Genomic DNA, 18,204 nt, shown 5'->3' on the forward strand with positions numbered 1-18,204 from the left:
CTCGGTCGCACTCGGGCGGGCGCACCCGCCCGGTAGGATCGGAGCCCTGTGCCCGCGTCTCCTGCGGGCGAACACCGACAGCACTCAACGAACTTGCTGGCTTCAGGGGTCAATCCGGACTCGCTCGCCACGCAGTGACGCTCCCACTCTCTCCTGTGAGGTCTCACCCGTGGAAAACGACGACGCGCACGTCCGTGCCCCGCGTCATCCGCTCGCGCCCGAGTGGCTCGAGCAGCCGGACGATGCGAATGCGCTCGCGCCGGCGGTCTGGTCCGACAACGCGCGGCGCCGCTCCGACGGTGTCCTCGAGGTCGCGGGAGTCACGGCCGATCGGCTCGCCGAGGAGTTCGGCACGCCCCTCTACGTCGTCGACGAGGCCGACGCCCGCCGTCGAGCGGTGCGGACGCGCGAGGCCTTCGAGCGCGAGCTCGGCCGCATCGGCACCGATGTCACGGTCTACTACGCGGGCAAGGCCTTCCTCTCGACCGAGGTCGCGCGCTGGATGCGCGAGGAGGGCCTGAACATCGACGCCTGCAGCGTCGGCGAGTTCGCCGTCGCCCAGGCCGCGGGTGTCGACCCCGCCCGCATGGGTCTGCACGGGAACAACAAGTCCGTCGCCGACATCGACCGCGTGGTCGCGGCGGGCATCGGCACGATCGTCATCGACAGCCTCATCGAGATCGAGCGCATCGCTGCGGCGGCGGAGCGGCACGGCCGCGTGCAGAACGTGCGCCTCCGGGTGAACAGCGGCGTGCACGCGCACACCCACGAGTTCCTCGCCACCGCGCATGAGGACCAGAAGTTCGGCATCTCGCTCGCCGACTGCCCCGCCGTCGTCGCCCGGATCCGCGCCCACGCGAGCCTGCGCTTCCTGGGCCTGCACTGCCACATCGGCTCGCAGATCTTCGGCTCCGCCGGGTTCGCGGAGTCGGCCTCGCGGCTCCTCGAGGTGCACGCGGCGCTGCTCGCCGACGGTCCCGTGCCGGAGCTGAATCTGGGCGGCGGTTTCGGCATCGCCTACACGAGCGCCGACGACCCCACCCCCATCGAGGAGATCGCCGCCGCCATCGCCGATGCGGTGGCCGAGCAGTGCGCCACCCGCGGGATCCCCGTGCCGCACATCGCGATCGAGCCCGGCCGCTCGCTGATCGGCCCCGCCGGCCTCACCCTCTACGAGGTCGGCACCATCAAGGACGTCGTCGTCGGCGGCGAGCACTCCACGAGCGTCCGCCGCTACGTCAGCATCGACGGCGGGATGAGCGACAACGCCCGCCCCGCGCTCTACGGCGCCGACTACTCCGCCCGCGTCGCGAACCGCGCCTCCGACGCGGAGCCCGCGCTCGTGCGCGTGGCAGGCAAGCACTGCGAGTCGGGCGACATCGTCGTGCACGACGAGTACCTGCCGGCCGACGTGCACCCCGGCGACCTGCTCGCCGTCGCCGCGACCGGTGCCTACTGCTGGTCGCTCTCGAGCAACTACAACTACCTCGGCCGCCCTCCCGTCGTCGCCGTGCGCGACGGGGAGGCCCGCGTCATCGTGCGCGGCGAGACCGAGGAGGACCTCCTCCGCCGCGATGCCGGCATCGAACGAAAGGCCACCACCCGATGATCGAGTACCGCAGCCTGCGGGTCGCCCTCCTGGGTGCCGGGTCCGTCGGTGCCCAGGTCGCGCGCCTCCTCCTCGACCACGGCGACGAGCTCGCCCAGCGCGTGGGCGCTCCGCTGGAGCTCGCCGGAGTGGCCGTGCGCGACCTCGACGCACCCCGCACCGCCGACATCCCGCGCGAGTACCTGACGACCGACGCCGAAGCGCTGATCCTCGGCGCCGACATCGTCGTCGAGCTGATGGGCGGCCTCGAGCCCGCGCGCAGCTACATCCTCAAGGCGATCTCGTCCGGAGCCGACGTCATCACCGCCAACAAGGCGCTGCTCGCCGCGCACGGCAACGAGCTCTTCGAGGCGGCCGACCAGGTGGGGGCGCAGCTCAACTACGAGGCGGCCGTCGGCGGAGCGATCCCGATCATCCGCCCGCTGCGCGACAGCCTGGCCGGAGACCGCGTCCACCGCATCCTCGGCATCGTCAACGGCACGACGAACTACATCCTCGACCGGATGGACACCGAGCACGCCACGCTCGAGGAGTCGCTGGCGCGCGCCACCGAGCTCGGCTACGCGGAGGCCGACCCCACGGCCGACATCGAGGGCTACGACGCCGCGCAGAAGGCGGCGATCCTCGCGCGCCTCGCCTTCCACACCGACGTGCCGGTCACGATGGTGCACCGCGAGGGCATCACCGGCATCACGAAGCAGCAGGTCGATCAGGCCCGCGACTCCGGCTACGTCGTCAAGCTGCTCGCCATCTGCGAGCGCCTCATCGATGCGAAGACGGGGGAGGAGGGCGTCTCGGCCCGGGTCTACCCGGCGCTCGTGCACCGCTCGCACCCCCTCGCCGCCGTCCACGGCGCGAACAACGCCGTCTTCGTCGAGGCCGAGGCCGCGGGCAGCCTGATGTTCTACGGAGCCGGAGCCGGCGGCATCGAGACCGCCTCGGCCGTCCTCGGCGACGTCGTCTCGGCCGCGCGCCGCCACGTCGTCGGCGGCCCGGGGTTGGTCACGAGTGCGAGCTCCGGGCTGCCCGTCCTCCCCATCGGGCACGTCACGACGCGCTACCAGGTGACGCTCGAGGTGCTCGATCGCCCCGGAGTGCTCGCCCAGATCGCCGGCGTGTTCGCCGACCACGGAGTGTCGGTCGAGACCCTCGTGCAGACCCCGCCCACGAGCGATCCGCTCGAGGAGGCGCCGGCCGGTGCGGAGCGCATCGAGCCGACCGCTACCCTGGTCATCGGCACGCACGCGGCGGCAGAGTCCGATCTCGCGGCCACCGTCACCGCGCTGCAGTCCCACGGGTTCGTCGGCGCCGTGACGTCAGTTCTACGAGTTGAAGGAGCCTGAGATGGCGAAGCAGTGGCGCGGAGTCCTGCACGAGTACGCGGACCGCCTCGATGTGACCGAGGCGACCCCCGTCATCACGCTCGGCGAGGGCGGCACGCCCCTCATCCCGGCAGCGGCTCTCTCGGCTCGCACGGGCGCGAAGGTCTGGGTCAAGTACGAGGGCATGAACCCCACCGGCTCCTTCAAGGACCGCGGCATGACCATGGCGATCTCGAAGGCCGTCGAGCACGGTGCGAAGGCTGTCATCTGCGCCTCGACCGGCAACACGTCCGCGTCCGCGGCCGCGTACGCGACCCATGCCGGCATCACCGCCGCGGTGCTCGTGCCCGAGGGCAAGATCGCGCTCGGCAAGCTCAGCCAGGCGATCGCGCACAACGCGCAGCTGCTCCAGGTGCAGGGCAACTTCGACGACTGCCTCGACATCGCGCGCGACCTCGCGAAGAACTACCCCGTGCACCTGGTCAACTCGGTGAACCCCGACCGCATCGCCGGTCAGAAGACCGCCGCGTACGAGGTCGTCGAGGTCCTGGGCGACGCGCCCGACTTCCACATCGTCCCCGTCGGCAACGCCGGCAACTACACCGCGTACTTCCGCGGCTACTCCGAGGAGCTCGAGCGCGGCGAGGCGACGAAGCTGCCCCGCATGTTCGGCTTCCAGGCCGAGGGCTCCGCGCCGATCGTGCACGGCGCGCCCGTGCGCCACCCCGAGACCATCGCCAGCGCGATCCGCATCGGCAACCCGGCCTCGTGGGAGCTCGCGCTGAACGCGCGCAGCGTCAGCGACGGCTACTTCGGCGCCATCAGCGACGAGAAGATCCTCGAGGCCTACCGCCTGCTCGCGGGCGAGGTCGGGATCTTCGTCGAGCCGGCCTCCGCCATCAGCGTCGCGGGCCTCCTCGAGCGCGCCGAGGCCGGAGCGATCCCGAAGGACGCGACCGTCGTCCTCACCGTCACGGGCCACGGACTCAAGGACCCGCAGTGGGCCCTCCGCACCGCCGACGGCTCCGACATCACTCCGACCGTCGTGCCGGTGGACACCGCCGCGATCGCGGACGTGCTGGGGCTGGCCGGCGCATGACCTCGGCGGTTCCCGTCGGCCGCACCGTCCACGTCAAGGTCCCGGCGACCTCCGCGAACCTGGGGCCGGGCTTCGACACGCTCGGGCTGGCGCTCTCGTCGTACGACGAGCTCGACGTGACGGCGGTCTCCGCCACCGGCGCACGGGTGACTGTCCACGGTGTCGGCGAGGGGGAGGTCCCGACCGACGAGACGAACCTCGTGGTGCAGGCGATCGCCTACACGTTCAAGGACCAGCAGCAGGAGATGCCCGGCATCGACGTGACGGCGCGGAACATCATCCCGCACGGTCGCGGGATGGGCTCCTCGGGCGCCGCGATCGTCTCGGGCATCATGGCCGCCAAGGGCCTGCTCGACGGTGTCGTCGAGCTCGACGCCGACGACCTCCTCCGCATCGCGACCGAGATGGAGGGGCACCCCGACAACGTCGCGCCCGCCCTCTTCGGCGGTCTGACGATCGCGTGGGTCGAGCCCTCGGGCGCGGACGACGCCCCGCTGCGGCCGCGCTCGAAGCGACTCATGGTGCACCGCGGAGTGTCGCCCGTCGTCTTCGTGCCCGAGCACCAGATGTCGACCCGGCTCGCCCGCAGCCTGCAGCCGCAGAGCGTGCCGCACGAGGACGCGGTCTTCAACGTGTCGCGCTCGTCGCTCCTGATCGCCGCGCTGATCCAGAGCCCCGAGCTGCTGTTCGCGGCCACCGAGGACAAGCTGCACCAGAACTACCGCGCCGCCGCGATGCCGCAGACGTCCGAGCTCATCGCGCTCCTCCGCTCGCACGGCTACGCCGCCGTCGTCTCGGGTGCAGGCCCGAGCGTCCTCGTGCTCTGCAGCGACCCCGCGCAGCGCCTCGAGGCGGCCGAACTGGTCGAGAAGGAGGCGCACTCGCCGTGGCGCGCCCACATGCTGGCCGTCGACTTCAAGGGTGCTACAGTGGGCATTGCATCCCGAGGAACCGCGTAACGAGCGGAATCTGTCCGAGGGATCGTCCCGATAATCACGGCCATCACATCGTGTGAAGGGCGTCCTCCTGCTTCTCTTGCAGTTGAGCGTCCGGTCGATCGTGCCCCCTCTGCGAGTACCGAGGGGGGTTCGCGCGTTCGACCGAGAGCATCGCGTGGATCAGAACACGCGATGGAACCGCACGGTCGATGAGCTCTCCCGGTGAGCAGTCGTTCCCGGGGGGAAGGAACCCTCTCCAGTGACAGATGTCAACACCCACGGCTCCACCGTGGAACTCAATGCCGACCTGTCGGCACTCCGCGTCGCGGAGCTCCAGGCGCTCGCCACGAGCCTCGGTCTCGGCGGAGCCTCCAAGCTCCGCAAGGGCGAGCTCGTCCAGGCGATCACCGACCTCCGCGCCGCCGCGGCGGCCGATGAGCCCGTCGTCGACGCCACCAGCGTCGAGGCCGAGCCCGCCGACCTGGCCGAGCAGGCCGCTCCGGTCGTCGAGGCCCCGGCCGAGCTCGAGCCGCCCGTCGAGAGCACCGAGGCCGACACGGCCGACGTGCTCGAGCAGGCCGCTCCCACCGCCGACGAGGCGCCGGCGCCCGTCGTCGAGTCGGCTCCGGTCGAGATCGAGCTGCCCGCGGCCGCCGAGCCGGTCGCCGAGCCCGCCGAGCGCACCCCTCGCCGCCGCAGCTCGCGTCGCGCGTCCAGCGGCACGGTCGCCGCGGGCGAGCACGTGAACATCCCCGGCGGCACCGGCGTCGAGTCGCTCATCCCGGACCTCCCCGTGATCGAGCCGGCCACCGAGGCCGAGCAGGCCGCGAAGCCGGTCATCGAGATCGAGCTCCCCAACGGGCCCGAGTCCGACGACTCGAACCGCGAGGGCGGTCAGCGCGAGCGTCGCGGCCGTCGCCGCAGCCGCGGTGGCAGCGCCGAGCAGAACGAGCAGCCGGAGCAGTCCGACGCCGCCGAGTCGTCCTCCGACGAATCGACCAACGTGCAGGGCGACTCCGATCAGAACCAGGGCGACCAGCAGAACGGCGACCAGCAGGGCACCGGCCGCGGCCGCAACCGCCGCAACCGCAACCGCAACCGCGGCGAGGACCGCCAGGGCGCCGACCAGCAGGGCCAGAACGGCCAGGGCGGCAACCAGCCGCAGAACGGCGGCCAGGGCAACCAGGCCGCTCCCGCGCAGTCGAACGGCCCGGCCCAGAACTCGCAGAACGGCCAGCAGGCGGAGGGCGAGGACGGCCGCCGCAGCCGCTACCGCGACCGCAAGCGCCGCGGTACCACCGTCGGAGACGACTTCGAGCCCGAGATCGGCGAGGACGACGTCCTCATCCCCGTCGCCGGCATCCTCGACGTGCTCGACAACTACGCCTTCGTGCGCACGACCGGCTACCTGCCCGGTGTCAGCGACGTCTACGTCTCGCTCGGCCAGGTCAAGAAGTACAACCTGCGCAAGGGCGACGCGGTCGTCGGCGCCATCCGCCAGCCCCGCGAGGGCGAGGGCGGCGGCCGCCAGAAGTACAACGCGATCGTCCGCGTCGACTCGATCAACGGCCAGACCGTCGAGGAGGCCGCCGCGCGCGTCGAGTTCCAGAAGCTCACGCCGCTGTACCCGACCGAGCGCCTGCGCCTCGAGACCGAGCCGGGCAAGCTGACCCAGCGGATCATCGACCTCGTCGCTCCGATCGGCAAGGGACAGCGCGGCCTGATCGTCGCGCCGCCCAAGGCCGGCAAGACCATCGTCCTGCAGCAGATCGCCAACGCGATCGTGCAGAACAACCCCGAGGTGCACCTCATGGTCGTCCTGGTCGACGAGCGTCCGGAGGAGGTCACCGACATGCAGCGCACCGTGCGCGGCGAGGTCGTCGCCTCCACCTTCGACCGCCCGGCCGAGGACCACACGACCGTCGCCGAGCTCGCCATCGAGCGTGCGAAGCGCCTCGTCGAGCTGGGCCACGACGTCGTCGTGCTGCTCGACTCGATCACCCGCCTCGGCCGTGCCTACAACGTCACCGCGCCGCCCTCGGGCCGCGTGCTCTCGGGTGGTGTCGACGCCTCGGCGCTGTACCCGCCCAAGAAGTTCTTCGGCGCGGCGCGCAACATCGAGAACGGCGGCTCGCTCACCATCCTCGCCACGGCGCTCATCGAGACCGGGTCGAAGATGGACGAGGTGATCTTCGAGGAGTTCAAGGGCACCGGCAACATGGAGCTCCGCCTCTCGCGCCACCTCGCCGACAAGCGGATCTTCCCGGCGGTCGACGTCAACGCGTCGGGCACCCGCCGCGAGGAGATGCTGCTCAGCCAGGACGAGGTCAAGATCACCTGGAAGCTGCGTCGCGCCCTCGCCGGCCTCGACCAGCAGCAGGCTCTCGAGATCATCCTGTCCCGCCTGAAGGAGACGTCCTCGAACGTCGAGTTCCTGATGCAGGTCTCGAAGTCCGCCGTCGGCCCGACCACCGCCGGTCACGGCAACGGCCACCACTAGCGCCCCGACGTCCGCGGTCGCCCCCACCCGGGGCGGCCGCGGACGTTTTCGCGTCCCCGGGCCCCTGCTGGTCGAGAAGCCCGTTCCGCGGGCCTCTCGCCCCATCCCTGCTGGTCGAGTAGTCCGCTCCGCGGGCCTCTCGCCCCGTCCCTGCTGGTCGAGTAGTCCGCGAAGCGGACGTATCGAGACCCACCGTCCTCAACAGCCGACCGCAACCCCGACCCTGCTGGTCGAGTAGCCGCCGAAGGCGGCGTATCGAGACCCCCCGTCCTGAACAGCCGACCGCATCCCTCGACCGTGCTGGTCGAGTAGCCGCCGAAGGCGGCGTATCGAGACCCACCTCTCCCACCACACTCCGGAAGCCAGGCCCCTCATGTTCGAATCCGTCAGCGTCCTCCTCGCCGAGCACGAGGATCTGCAGACGCAGCTCTCCGACCCGGCACTGCACGCCGACGCGGCTCGCGCGAAGAAGGTCAACCGCCGCTACGCCGAGCTGAGCCAGATCAAGGCGGCCCACGCCGCGTGGATCCAGGCGGGAGAGGACCTCGAGGCCGCCCGCGAGCTCGCCCGCGAGGACGAGGCGTTCGCCGAGGAGGTCCCCGAGCTCGAGGAGGCCTTCCGCGTCGCCCAGGAGAAGCTCCGCCGCCTCTTGATCCCGCGCGACCCCGACGACGGCCGCGACGTGATCATGGAGATCAAGGGCGGCGAGGGCGGAGCCGAGAGCGCGCTGTTCGCCGCCGACCTGCTCCGCATGTACCTGCACTACGCCGAGGCGAAGGGCTGGAAGACCGAGATCCTCGACCGCGACGAGTCCGACCTCGGCGGCTACAAGAACGTGCAGGTCGCGATCAAGAGCAACGCCACCGACCCCTCGCAGGGCGTGTGGGCGCACCTGAAGTACGAGGGCGGGGTGCACCGCGTGCAGCGCGTGCCCGTGACGGAGTCGCAGGGCCGCATCCACACCTCGACGACCGGTGTGCTCGTGTTCCCCGAGGTCGACGCCCCCGAGGAGGTCGCGATCAACCAGAACGACCTCAAGATCGACGTCTACCGCTCGTCCGGCCCCGGCGGCCAGTCGGTCAACACGACCGACTCCGCGGTGCGCATCACCCACCTCCCGACCGGCATCGTCGTCTCGATGCAGAACGAGAAGAGCCAGCTGCAGAACCGCGAGGCCGGCATGCGCGTGCTGCGCGCCCGCATCCTCGCCCGCCAGCAGGAGGAGATCGCCGCGGCCGCCTCCGACGCCCGCAAGACGCAGATCCGCACCATGGACCGCTCCGAGCGCATCCGCACCTACAACTTCCCCGAGAACCGCATCGCCGACCACCGCACCGGCTACAAGGCGTACAACCTCGACGGCGTCATGAACGGAGCGCTCGACCCCGTGGTCGAGAGCGCCATCCAGGCCGACGAGGAGGCCCGCCTGGCCGAGATCGGCTCCGAGGAGTCGTGACCGCGGTGACCACCTCCGTGGACGCCCGCGCCCTGCTCGCCGACGCGGTCTCGCGTCTGACCCGCGCGCACGTCCCCAACCCCGACATCGACGCCGAGCTCCTGCTGGGCCACCTCCTCGGCCTCGGCCGGGGCGAGCTGCAGGCGCGCCTGATCACCGGCCTCTCCCTCGACGAGACGACGGTCGACGCGTTCGACCGCTTCATCGAGCGCCGCTCGGCCCGCGAGCCGCTCCAGCACATCACCGGAGTCGCCCCGTTCCGCAGCATCGAGCTCGCGGTCGGCCCCGGCGTCTTCGTGCCGCGCCCGGAGACGGAGGGAGTCGCACAGCTCGCGATCGACGCACTGCGGTCGGTCGCCGACCCGTCACCCCTCGCGGTCGACCTGGGCACAGGCAGCGGCGCGCTCGCGCTCGCATTGGCGCACGAGGTCCCTCACGCCCGCGTCATCGCGGTCGAGAACTCGGTGGAGGCGTTCATCTGGGCGCGCGGGAACCGCGATCGACTCGGGCTCGAGAACGCGCGGATCGTGTTCGTGGATCTGGCGGAAGCGCTGCCCGAACTCGACGGGACGGTGTCGGTCGTCGTGTCGAATCCGCCGTACATTCCGGCCGCGGCGATCCCGCGGGACCCCGAGGTGCGGCTCTACGACCCGCCGGCGGCGCTGTACGGAGGAGAGGACGGGCTCGATGTAGTGCGCTCGCTGTCCATGACTGCTCGACGGCTGTTGCGGCCAGGGGGAGTGCTCGTGATCGAGCACGGAGAGCTGCAGGGGGCGGAGATCCGGGAGCTGCTGACGGCGGACGGGTGGCGGGGGGCGACGACGCAGCGGGACCTGACGGGACGGGATCGGTCGACGGTGGCGGTGCACTGAACGGCGTATCGACCGGCGCTGACGAGCGCCCCGTCTGGCACACCTATTTGCGATCTGCCTGTCAAGCGCAGTAGCTCAATTTCGCTTAGTAAGCCGCGAGCGCCCTCTCGAGGCCCTCTTCGAGAAGCCTGTCGCGTTCTGCACGGGCGCCGACGGCTCCGATACTCAGTCCGAGAACGTGATGTCGAGGTATGGGGTGGTGGTGGATTCGCGGGTTTCGATGCGGACCATGTTGCCAGGTTTGCCGGCGGGGAGGTGGGACTGGTTGATTCCCAGAGACAGCGTGGGTGTGGATGCTGTCGCTTTCGCGGCGATCGCGGTGGTCAGGTCGGTGGTGCGGGTGGTTTTGTTCGTGTCGACGAGGGTGCTGCCGAGGATGTTGCCGAGCGCGGGTTTGTTCGCGAAGGTCAGGGTCTTTTCTGTCCAGCTTGTCGCTGTGTCGTGGAAGTCGAGAAGGACGCTGGTTCCTCCGTCGGTGATGGCGGCTGTCGTTGTCAATGTCGCTCCTGTGACATTTCTGCCCTTCAGCTGACCGAGGTCGAACTGCATGTATCCGATTCGCGTATACGTTTCATCGGTGGAGTTGGAAGCACTGGTTTTCACGAGCGCGCCCGTGATCGAGCCGTAGTTGGTGTTGGCAAACGAGCCACCCTGAACGTAGGTGTCCGCCATCGGGAAAAGCCGCATCCGAGACGCGTCGACCACTGTCACTGAGTATGCCTGGGTTGCAGTCACTCCATTGAGAGTTGCTTTGACAGTGAGTGTGCTCGTGCCGGTTGCGATACCGCTGAGCTCTCCTGTTGCCGTGGTGGCGAGAACGAGCGGATTCGACGACGTGTAGGAGATTGCAGTGTCACCTGCGGCAAGCAGGGAGCCAGTGGTGTCTTTGACTTCTGGAGTCAGCTGAACTTTCTCACCGACATTCAAGTTGCTAGGAGCCGGTGAAACGGCGACACTTCCGGGATAACGGTCCGCTCCCGTCGAGATCGGGTTGTCGAACGTGATGTCGAGGTATGGGGTGGTGGTGGATTCGCGGGTTTCGATGCGGACCATGTTGCCAGGTTTGCCGGCGGGGAGGTGGGACTGGTTGATTCCCAGAGACAGCGTGGGTGTGGATGCTGTCGCTTTCGCGGCGATCGCGGTGGTCAGGTCGGTGGTGCGGGTGGTTTTGTTCGTGTCGACGAGGGTGCTGCCGAGGATGTTGCCGAGCGCGGGTTTGTTCGCGAAGGTCAGGGTCTTTTCTGTCCAGCTTGTCGCTGTGTCGTGGAAGTCGAGAAGGACGCTGGTTCCTCCGTCGGTGATGGCGGCTGTCGTTGTCAATGTCGCTCCTGTGACATTTCTGCCCTTCAGCTGACCGAGGTCGAACTGCATGTATCCGATTCGCGTATACGTTTCATCGGTGGAGTTGGAAGCACTGGTTTTCACGAGCGCGCCCGTGATCGAGCCGTAGTTGGTGTTGGCAAACGAGCCACCCTGAACGTAGGTGTCCGCCATCGGGAAAAGCCGCACCTTCGTCATGTCCACGACCGTCACTGCGGTCGCAGCCGATCTGGTCTGGGTCCCATAGGACGCCAAGACTCCAATTGTCGCTTCTCCCGAAGCGTGCGCTGTCACTACACCGTTGTCGTCGACACTCGCGATCGCAGGATTCGACGAACCCCAATTGAGCCCCATTTGAGAACCAGCAACGGTGATTCCTGTGGAGCTTTTGCCCGTAACGTCGAGCTTGAGCGTTTCGCCCGCGTTGAGCGTCTTACTAGAAACGGTAGGAGTCACAGTCGCAAGGCCTTGCTGGGTGGGGGTCTGTGGTCTCTCGACGAGGTGGCTGTACAGCTCAACTTCTCGCAGCGCAGTCCATACGTCAGTCGCGCCATCGCCATTCCCGACCAGTCGTACGAAGGAGGTATCGCTCGGCATCGAGACGAGCGCGGTACTCCATCCGCCAGTACCCGTGTAAGACCCCGAATGCCGCGGAACCCACGTCGAGCCGTCAGCTGAACTGAGTAGATCGTATTTGGTGAGGTTCTTCGAATTGGCTACCCATGAGATCGCCACGCGTTGGACAGGGCTTGCACGAGCCAGCTGCCAGGTGATGGAGTTCATTCCCCATGTCGACCAGTACGGTCCGTTCACTCCGTCGAAGGTGAGAGCAGGGGCCCCAGCGGTCGTCCGAGACGCTGTCGCACCGGAGATGGTGAGAAACCCCTTCGTCATGAGCACCCGATACGTGGTCGGGGTCTGACCGGGCTCGGCTATCGTCGTCGTCGCCCAACCCGGAAGCTGAGCGGGCGTTGTCGATTGCACGACCGCATTCGTCGATCCGAGCGCGACGACTGAGGGAATTGGTGCTGATGGATCGACGCTTGCAAGGTATGTGACGCGCGATGGATCAAAATCTTTGAGCGTGGAACCGCCGATTTTGATGCTGGCAGCGCGCGATGTTCCGACGGGGTCGAGGCGCCAGTTTTGGAGTTCGATGTGCGGTTCGAGACCCTGAGGCTCTAGCTCCTGGTGCAGCGGGGTGAGTTGCACCCCGATCGTGAGGGAGTCGATAGCGGAGGCCGAAATTGTCAGCTTCTGGCTTCCCTCATTGGATGCCTGCCCTTGCGGACTGGGAGAGGACGCCAAAGGCGACGCAGGAGCAATTGTGAAGTGGTGTGAATCCGCAGAGGTGATTCTCGCGAGAAGTTGCTTGCCGCCGGAGGAGAGGACCGCGCTTCGTCCGTCCGCTGAGACGTTGATGTGAGCTTCTGTGTTCATTGACCACATCCCAACGAAAGGACCGGGGCGGCGGACCTCGTCCTGTACGAGGAGTTGCTGTCGTCCGTCGAACAGTTTCACGCCCCGCTTCCAAGACGTCCCCGGCGTCGAGAGACTTGAAAAGTCGCTAACCGCCAGAGCAGATGATGCGTTGGATTCGTCGCGGACGGGCGATGCTTTGGCAGTAGCACTCACCTTCGCTGCACCTATCGGGTCAAGAACGAGGGTACTGTGGGCCTCTGAGCGATTGCGGTAGATGTCCCATCGGGTGCTCTGATCGAAATAGCCGTCGAGGTTGTAGTTGTCTCTTCCGAGGTCCGACGACCACCTCTGTCCAAGTGCATCAAATATGAACGAACCCGCATCAAGATGCTGGTGTCCTTCCATCGGCGTATTCGATGAGCGAAAGGCAACGGACGAGGCGTCGGAATCCCACGAGGATCGCATGGTGCTGACACCGGCCGCTGTGTAGGTACGATCGCGAGCCGCACTAAAAGACGTGGTAGGGGAGAGATCGGAGCTTAACCAGATCAGACGCTGCGCATCATTGCCTGTCGGAATCGCGTCGGTCCGCACGAAGTCCGCATTGTTGAACTTCCTAGCCAAGTATACCTGGGAAGGGGGATTCATGAGTTCGCGGTCGCTGTCCCCGAAGTTGTACATCAATCCGGATGCGCCCTTCATGTAGAAAGGAAAATATCCAGTCTGGCTAATTCCGGGCAACGAGGACAGTCCCCAATCCTTCCCAGTTGCCACATCGAGGCTACTAAGGGATGATGCGAGGTATCGAGTGGCGTACTCCCAATAAAGGGGGCCCTCGGCGTATCCGCCGTCGGGAGCGAATTTCGCGAGTCCGATCCTCATGCTGGGGACGGCGAAGGCCAGAATCTTGTCCGAGAGCGTAGGATTGTCGCGCGCGATCGCCAGAGCCCCAGAAATCATGCCGCCGTTAACCACGACATTCCAGTTGTTGCCGACTCTCGCCCAGTTGCCGCCGTACTTGTACGGGCCAGAAGAGTCTGCCGGGGCAGAGTAGACGGGAAGAGACGGCTCGAGGCCGAAGCGCTGAATTGCGCCCGTCAGTTGTCCTCTTTGCTCGGGAGTCCATCTGTCGTACAGCCAGTCGTAGCCGATTGCTACGCCCTGCGTCATCTCGGCGGTATCGAGGAAGTGATCCGGATTCCAGTTATCGAAACGAGTAGCCGCATTTAGATCCTGCCAAAGACGATCAGCATACTTCCCATTGCCTGAGAGTAGGTATGCCAGCCCGAGGATGTTCGACCTGTGAGTCAGCGTCTGCGCTGTATCGAGGATGCGGATTCCGTCAGGAGAGGACTTGGTGAGAACTGGCTTGACGAGGAGCTTGTCGGCTTCCACTCGAACACGTTCGTAGATGGCCTTCGCAGTTGGGTCTCGGACGATGTCTGCCTTCAACGCCGCGACTCGCTGCTGATCCAGCCCCAGTGCAGGGTGGTCGGTCCGGACATCAGCTGCCCTGGGCACCGCAACCTCCGCTGCGTTTGCTGACATCGGCGAGACGATTCCCAGCACGAGAACAGCTGCTACGAGAACTGCACCCCGGCGCAAAAAAAGTAGCTTGCTGAGCGAGTTCACCAAGCGGGCAATTGGTTTCTTCTTCGCTTCTCGATCAAATGAGGGCATGCTCTTCATGGACGGCTCTCGTGGGCTATAGAAGACGATTGTTTACGTCGAACGGTACATAATCAATCGGTTCCATCGAGGCGCCTGAAGATGCTTCGCACGCTGCCTCCCCTGGACGGGTGTCAGTGAAGCAGACCCTGAAGTCGCGCCGAGGGTGAGCGTCGTCTACGAGTCGACCGGCGCCGGTTGGCGGACCGCTTCAGATGTCAGGCTGCTGATGGTCCTGCAACGACGATCACTTGCACCTGCAAGCTCATGGTGGTTCAACGCTAACGAGCCGTGGAGGCGGCGTAATCAGGGCTGTAGGTCACCGACGGGGTCCGCGCTAGACCCATACTGGTCCTCGGCAGCTCCAGCACGCCCGCTCAGCACTGCTATGGGCGGCAGCGCGGGTGGCGGATGACTTTGGGCGACGCGTCGTCCTGCTTTGGGCCAGCGCCGGCGGCACCCATGTTCGGTCAGAGGCGGTCATTCGATGTCCGTGCTAGAAGCAACGAGTCCGCGGGCGGTCGGGTCGACTGCCGACGCTTAGGCGTTCCCGGCGGGAGGTACGCAAGAGGGATTGGCCGTCAGCAGCTTCTTGGGCGGCATTAGTGTCTTTTGCCCGCATAGTGTCATCGACGTCAGACCCCGCAGAGCTACGCTCCAGGCGGCGGTTCGTTTTTTGTTGCGAGAAGCCGAGACTTTATTTTCCAATTTCTATCTACCCGAGTCATAGGCCGAGCCAACGTTTGACTGACGACGTCATCCATCCATCTCGTTACTCGTCCGTCGCAACGCTCGATACAGAATGACCGCTTGCACCGATAGCACGATTGACTCCGTGAGTAGTTCTGCGAGTAGTCCGCCGGTCGACCCGAAAGAAGCTGCAAGAACCCAGATCGCGAGTGGCCCGACCATCGCACCGACGAGCGCACTGTTGCGGAGTGCGTCTATTCGGCGGACTGCCACCAAGCCCAGTCCGCCTGTGGCCCGCGAAACGCAGGTAATTGCGATTACTCCACCGCAAAGTGCAGTTATATGATACGGAAGATTGATTTCACCGCTGAAAAGGATTCTGGACGCCAGTCCTCCAAAGGCCCAGAAGGCGAGTCCAGCGACAAGTCCAAGAGCGATGTTGAGACGGAGGGCGACCGTGAGCCGACGACGTCGGCTCGACGGAGAGTCAGAACTTCCCACCCAGCCCTGCATGGCATTTGGAAACGCGGACAGCAGAGCGAGGACGAGACGCTGCAGCCTCTCGGCGGCGGAAAACAAGACGAGAGCGGACGGCGAGGCCGCCCCGACGATCGCGATAGGAAGCGCGATGTAGGCAGCGCTCGCCAGTCGTCCCTGCAGTGCGACGCTCTGCGCTCGTATACAACGCACTACCCGCTTCAACCCGAAGGAGCGAACCATCGACGCACTAGAACCGACCGCCGCCCACCCGAGAACTGGAGGGAGCGCAGTCCCAATGAATAGCAGAGCGGGATACACGAGCAGGGGAGCTCCCGCGAAACTGATCGCAAGGAAGGCGACGACGTTCGTGAGCAGTTTCGGTAGGGCGTCGAGGAGTAGAATCCGGCGTGGCTGGCCTGTGCCGATGAAGAACCAGTTTGGCGACAAGGTGCTCAAGGCCGTCGCCGCTGTTATCAACGCAGCAACCACCGGATCCGTCTGCGCGAGAAGAACCGTGAGAACAACCGCTGGCACGACGACCGGAACGAAGATCAGCAATTTGGTCGACAACGCGAGAGCGTATAGCTGTGGCCTGGCCCGCTCCGAGGCCCGCGCGACCCGTTGCGGTCCGTTCAGACCCCAGCCGAGTTCGATCACGACGGCTGCGGCGGAGCCGATGGACTGAGCAAGCGCCACCGTACCCCACGTTTCTGCGCCGAAGGTGGCCGTTAGCGCCGGGATGACGACCAACGGGCTCAGGGCACTTACCAGCGGAATGAGTGCGAAGCCGACTAACCGCGCCACGGCACCGGAAGGCGTCGAACGGCCGCGATTGCTTCGCATCAACGCTCTAGGAAACCGTGAAGGCCGACGAGGACTGCAGCTAGGTGAGGAGGGTGACGGATCATCTCATTGAGCGCCACGACAACTCCCGCACCGTCCCGGGTCGAAGCCGCGCTACGAAGCAACTGCGTGGCAGCGAAATCGCCTCGGGACCTCCTATCGAGGGCGAACCCGTGACGCTCGAGCCAGACCTTGCTCGCTCGCCAATCAGCTGATTTAGAGATCGAACCCACCGAGCCCTGCTGGACATGCACCAAAGGCTGAGGCAAGAACGCGAAGGAGTGACCTTGAGCAGCTAGCCTGGCAATCAAATCCCAGTCCTGATGTTTTCTGAGCGCCGGATCCCAACCCTGTGTCCGGAGAAGTTCGGTCCTCGCCAGTAGCGCGCTCGTCTGGATGTAGCCGGTCCCGTGCTTCAGCCGGGGGCGAGTGACTAGATAACTGGCGATGGATTCCAATCGACGGCGCTGGCGGACGGGCAGTACGCGTACATCTCCGTCGGTCTCATGGAAAACGGTCTCGGTGTAGGAAACATCGCCTCCAGACGCAAGCAGGTCAGAGATCTGCAGCGCCAGCTTCTCCGGCTCCCACCAGTCGTCATCGTCGAGGAAAGCGACGAAGTCGCTCCGAGCTTTGGCCACTCCCAGGTTGCGTGCGTTCGCAGCGCCAGTACCACCGCTCGTGACGACTAGCAGCTCCTGATCGAGGAGCCCTCGAACGGCTTCTACTCGTGAGGCGTCGTCGAGCACCACTATCGTCGATCGCGCTGGGTGCGTTTGACGGCGAACTGAGGCCAGTGCCCTGCGAAGGCCATCCCGCCCGAGCGTAGGGATCACAACCGTCACTGAGTGTTGCGGCGTCATTTGCGACCCATTCGTTCGGTCCGTCGTTTCGCGATCATCATGGCAAGGCCGAACGGCTCGATGAAATAGCGCGTGAAGAGGCGTCGGGGATCATGAATGAACCGCCAAGCCCACTCGAGTCCGACTGATCCGAGCCATCGAGGGCTTAGCGACACAGCGCCAGCCAGATAGTCAATCGCACCTCCAACTGTCGCAATGTAAGCGGTGGGGAGACGCTCCCAATGCCTGTCAAGGAAGGCCTCCTGCTTTGGCATACCGAGTCCAATCAGCACGAGCGTCGGATTGTGATCAGACACCGATTGCAGGATATCCGCTTCGTCCGAGGCAGAGAAGTATCCGGATCTGCCGGCGACCCGATCCGATGGCCGAACCTGCTGCCAAGCGTTGACAGCTCGCGCGTTCACCTCGACGGAGCCGCCCAAAATGAAGACCCGAAGCGGCTGGGATTCCTTCCGCTCCCATAACGCTTGAATCCAGTCGGTGGAGCCGATACGCACGACAGGAGCGAGCTTCGCGCGCAGTGATGCAAGGGCGAGAACTGGCCATCCATCAATGACGACGATGCGGCTCCTAGCATAAAACTCCCGGAACCACTCGTGCTTATAGTGGAAATACGTACTGTGAAGATTATGGTTGAGAACGAGGGTCGCCTGCGATGGCTGGCCGGAAACGAGCTCCGCCACGTTCTCGGCTGTCATAGGCGTCACAATCACCCCTAAAACGGGCACGTTGATTCCCGCAGGTACATCAATCATTCGGCTCTCCTTCGTCTAGCGGGGTGTGCCCTGCGCGCAGGATCTCTTTGAGCTGACTTGCCGTGGCTTCTGGGGAGAAGGTGAGGTCGTAACGGCTCCGCAACGCGCGGCCAAGCGCTTGCCGGTCTGCAGTACGGATTGCTTCGAGCACCACCCGAGGTTTGGTCCAGTCGGTCACGGGCAGATATGCGGCAGCGGCGAACTCCTCAATCGGCTCTGTAGGCGTGGCGGCCACTGCCTTTCCGTATACTGCCGCATCGACCAGCTTGGCGGGAAGCTGATATCGGGCTGCCGCATCGCTGGAGTCCATGGGAAGAAGGAGGATATCGATCTTGCCGTAGAGCTCGCCAAGGGGAGTGTTCGACGG

General features: G+C 66.0%; 12 protein-coding genes. 7 read left to right on the top strand and 5 right to left on the bottom strand.

From position 1 onward, the window contains the following. The first annotated feature begins 169 nt into the window (after positions 1–169). The 7 genes from lysA to prmC all read left to right on the top strand — a co-directional run bounded on the left by lysA (position 170) and on the right by prmC (position 9,796). On the top strand, positions 170–1,609 hold the full coding sequence (gene lysA, locus AC0CID_RS01490; protein WP_465225542.1) for a diaminopimelate decarboxylase: 1,440 nt from the start codon (positions 170–172) through the stop codon (positions 1,607–1,609). Next, a complete protein-coding gene (locus AC0CID_RS01495) occupies positions 1,606–2,952 on the top strand; it encodes a homoserine dehydrogenase (protein WP_207402993.1) in 1,347 nt (448 codons plus the stop codon). The genes lysA and AC0CID_RS01495 overlap by 4 nt, the downstream gene beginning before the upstream one ends. Position 2,953: 1 nt before the next feature. Beyond that, positions 2,954–4,030 (top strand): threonine synthase, encoded by a 1,077-nt coding sequence (thrC, locus tag AC0CID_RS01500; RefSeq protein ID WP_207402992.1) that lies wholly within the window; start codon positions 2,954–2,956, stop codon positions 4,028–4,030. Continuing rightward, the gene (gene thrB / locus AC0CID_RS01505) at positions 4,027–4,989 is read left to right on the top strand and encodes a homoserine kinase (protein ID WP_207402991.1); all 963 of its coding nucleotides are present in this window, start codon (positions 4,027–4,029) and stop codon (positions 4,987–4,989) included. Before thrC ends, thrB begins: the two co-directional genes overlap by 4 nt. Positions 4,990–5,227: 238 nt before the next feature. Then, on the top strand, positions 5,228–7,468 hold the full coding sequence (rho, locus tag AC0CID_RS01510) for a transcription termination factor Rho (protein ID WP_465225543.1): 2,241 nt from the start codon (positions 5,228–5,230) through the stop codon (positions 7,466–7,468). Between the two features lie 373 nt (positions 7,469–7,841). Continuing rightward, positions 7,842–8,924 (top strand): peptide chain release factor 1, encoded by a 1,083-nt coding sequence (gene prfA, locus AC0CID_RS01515; protein WP_465225544.1) that lies wholly within the window; start codon positions 7,842–7,844, stop codon positions 8,922–8,924. After that, positions 8,921–9,796 carry a peptide chain release factor N(5)-glutamine methyltransferase gene (prmC, locus tag AC0CID_RS01520; protein WP_465225545.1) on the top strand — a complete coding sequence of 292 codons (876 nt, stop codon included), beginning with the start codon at positions 8,921–8,923 and terminating at the stop codon, positions 9,794–9,796. The genes prfA and prmC overlap by 4 nt, the downstream gene beginning before the upstream one ends. Positions 9,797–9,961: 165 nt before the next feature. Here prmC and AC0CID_RS01525 read toward each other — a convergent pair whose 3' ends face one another. The 5 genes from AC0CID_RS01525 to AC0CID_RS01545 form a co-directional block, all read right to left on the bottom strand. Further along, positions 9,962–14,227: a CBM96 family carbohydrate-binding protein gene (locus tag AC0CID_RS01525; protein WP_465225546.1), complete on the bottom strand. Its 4,266-nt coding sequence runs from the start codon at positions 14,225–14,227 to the stop codon at positions 9,962–9,964. 735 nt (positions 14,228–14,962) lie between these two features. Next, entirely contained in the window at positions 14,963–16,126 is a 1,164-nt protein-coding gene (locus tag AC0CID_RS01530; RefSeq protein WP_465225547.1) for a hypothetical protein, read from the bottom strand. 92 nt (positions 16,127–16,218) lie between these two features. After that, positions 16,219–17,082: a glycosyltransferase family 2 protein gene (locus tag AC0CID_RS01535; RefSeq protein WP_465225548.1), complete on the bottom strand. Its 864-nt coding sequence runs from the start codon at positions 17,080–17,082 to the stop codon at positions 16,219–16,221. Beyond that, on the bottom strand, positions 17,079–17,837 hold the full coding sequence (locus tag AC0CID_RS01540; protein ID WP_465225549.1) for a WecB/TagA/CpsF family glycosyltransferase: 759 nt from the start codon (positions 17,835–17,837) through the stop codon (positions 17,079–17,081). Before AC0CID_RS01540 ends, AC0CID_RS01535 begins: the two co-directional genes overlap by 4 nt. Then, a complete protein-coding gene (locus tag AC0CID_RS01545; RefSeq protein WP_465225550.1) occupies positions 17,830–18,147 on the bottom strand; it encodes a hypothetical protein in 318 nt (105 codons plus the stop codon). The genes AC0CID_RS01540 and AC0CID_RS01545 overlap by 8 nt, the downstream gene beginning before the upstream one ends. Between the last annotated feature and the right edge of the window lie 57 nt (positions 18,148–18,204).

Source organism: Rathayibacter sp. AC451, from assembly GCF_979253095.1.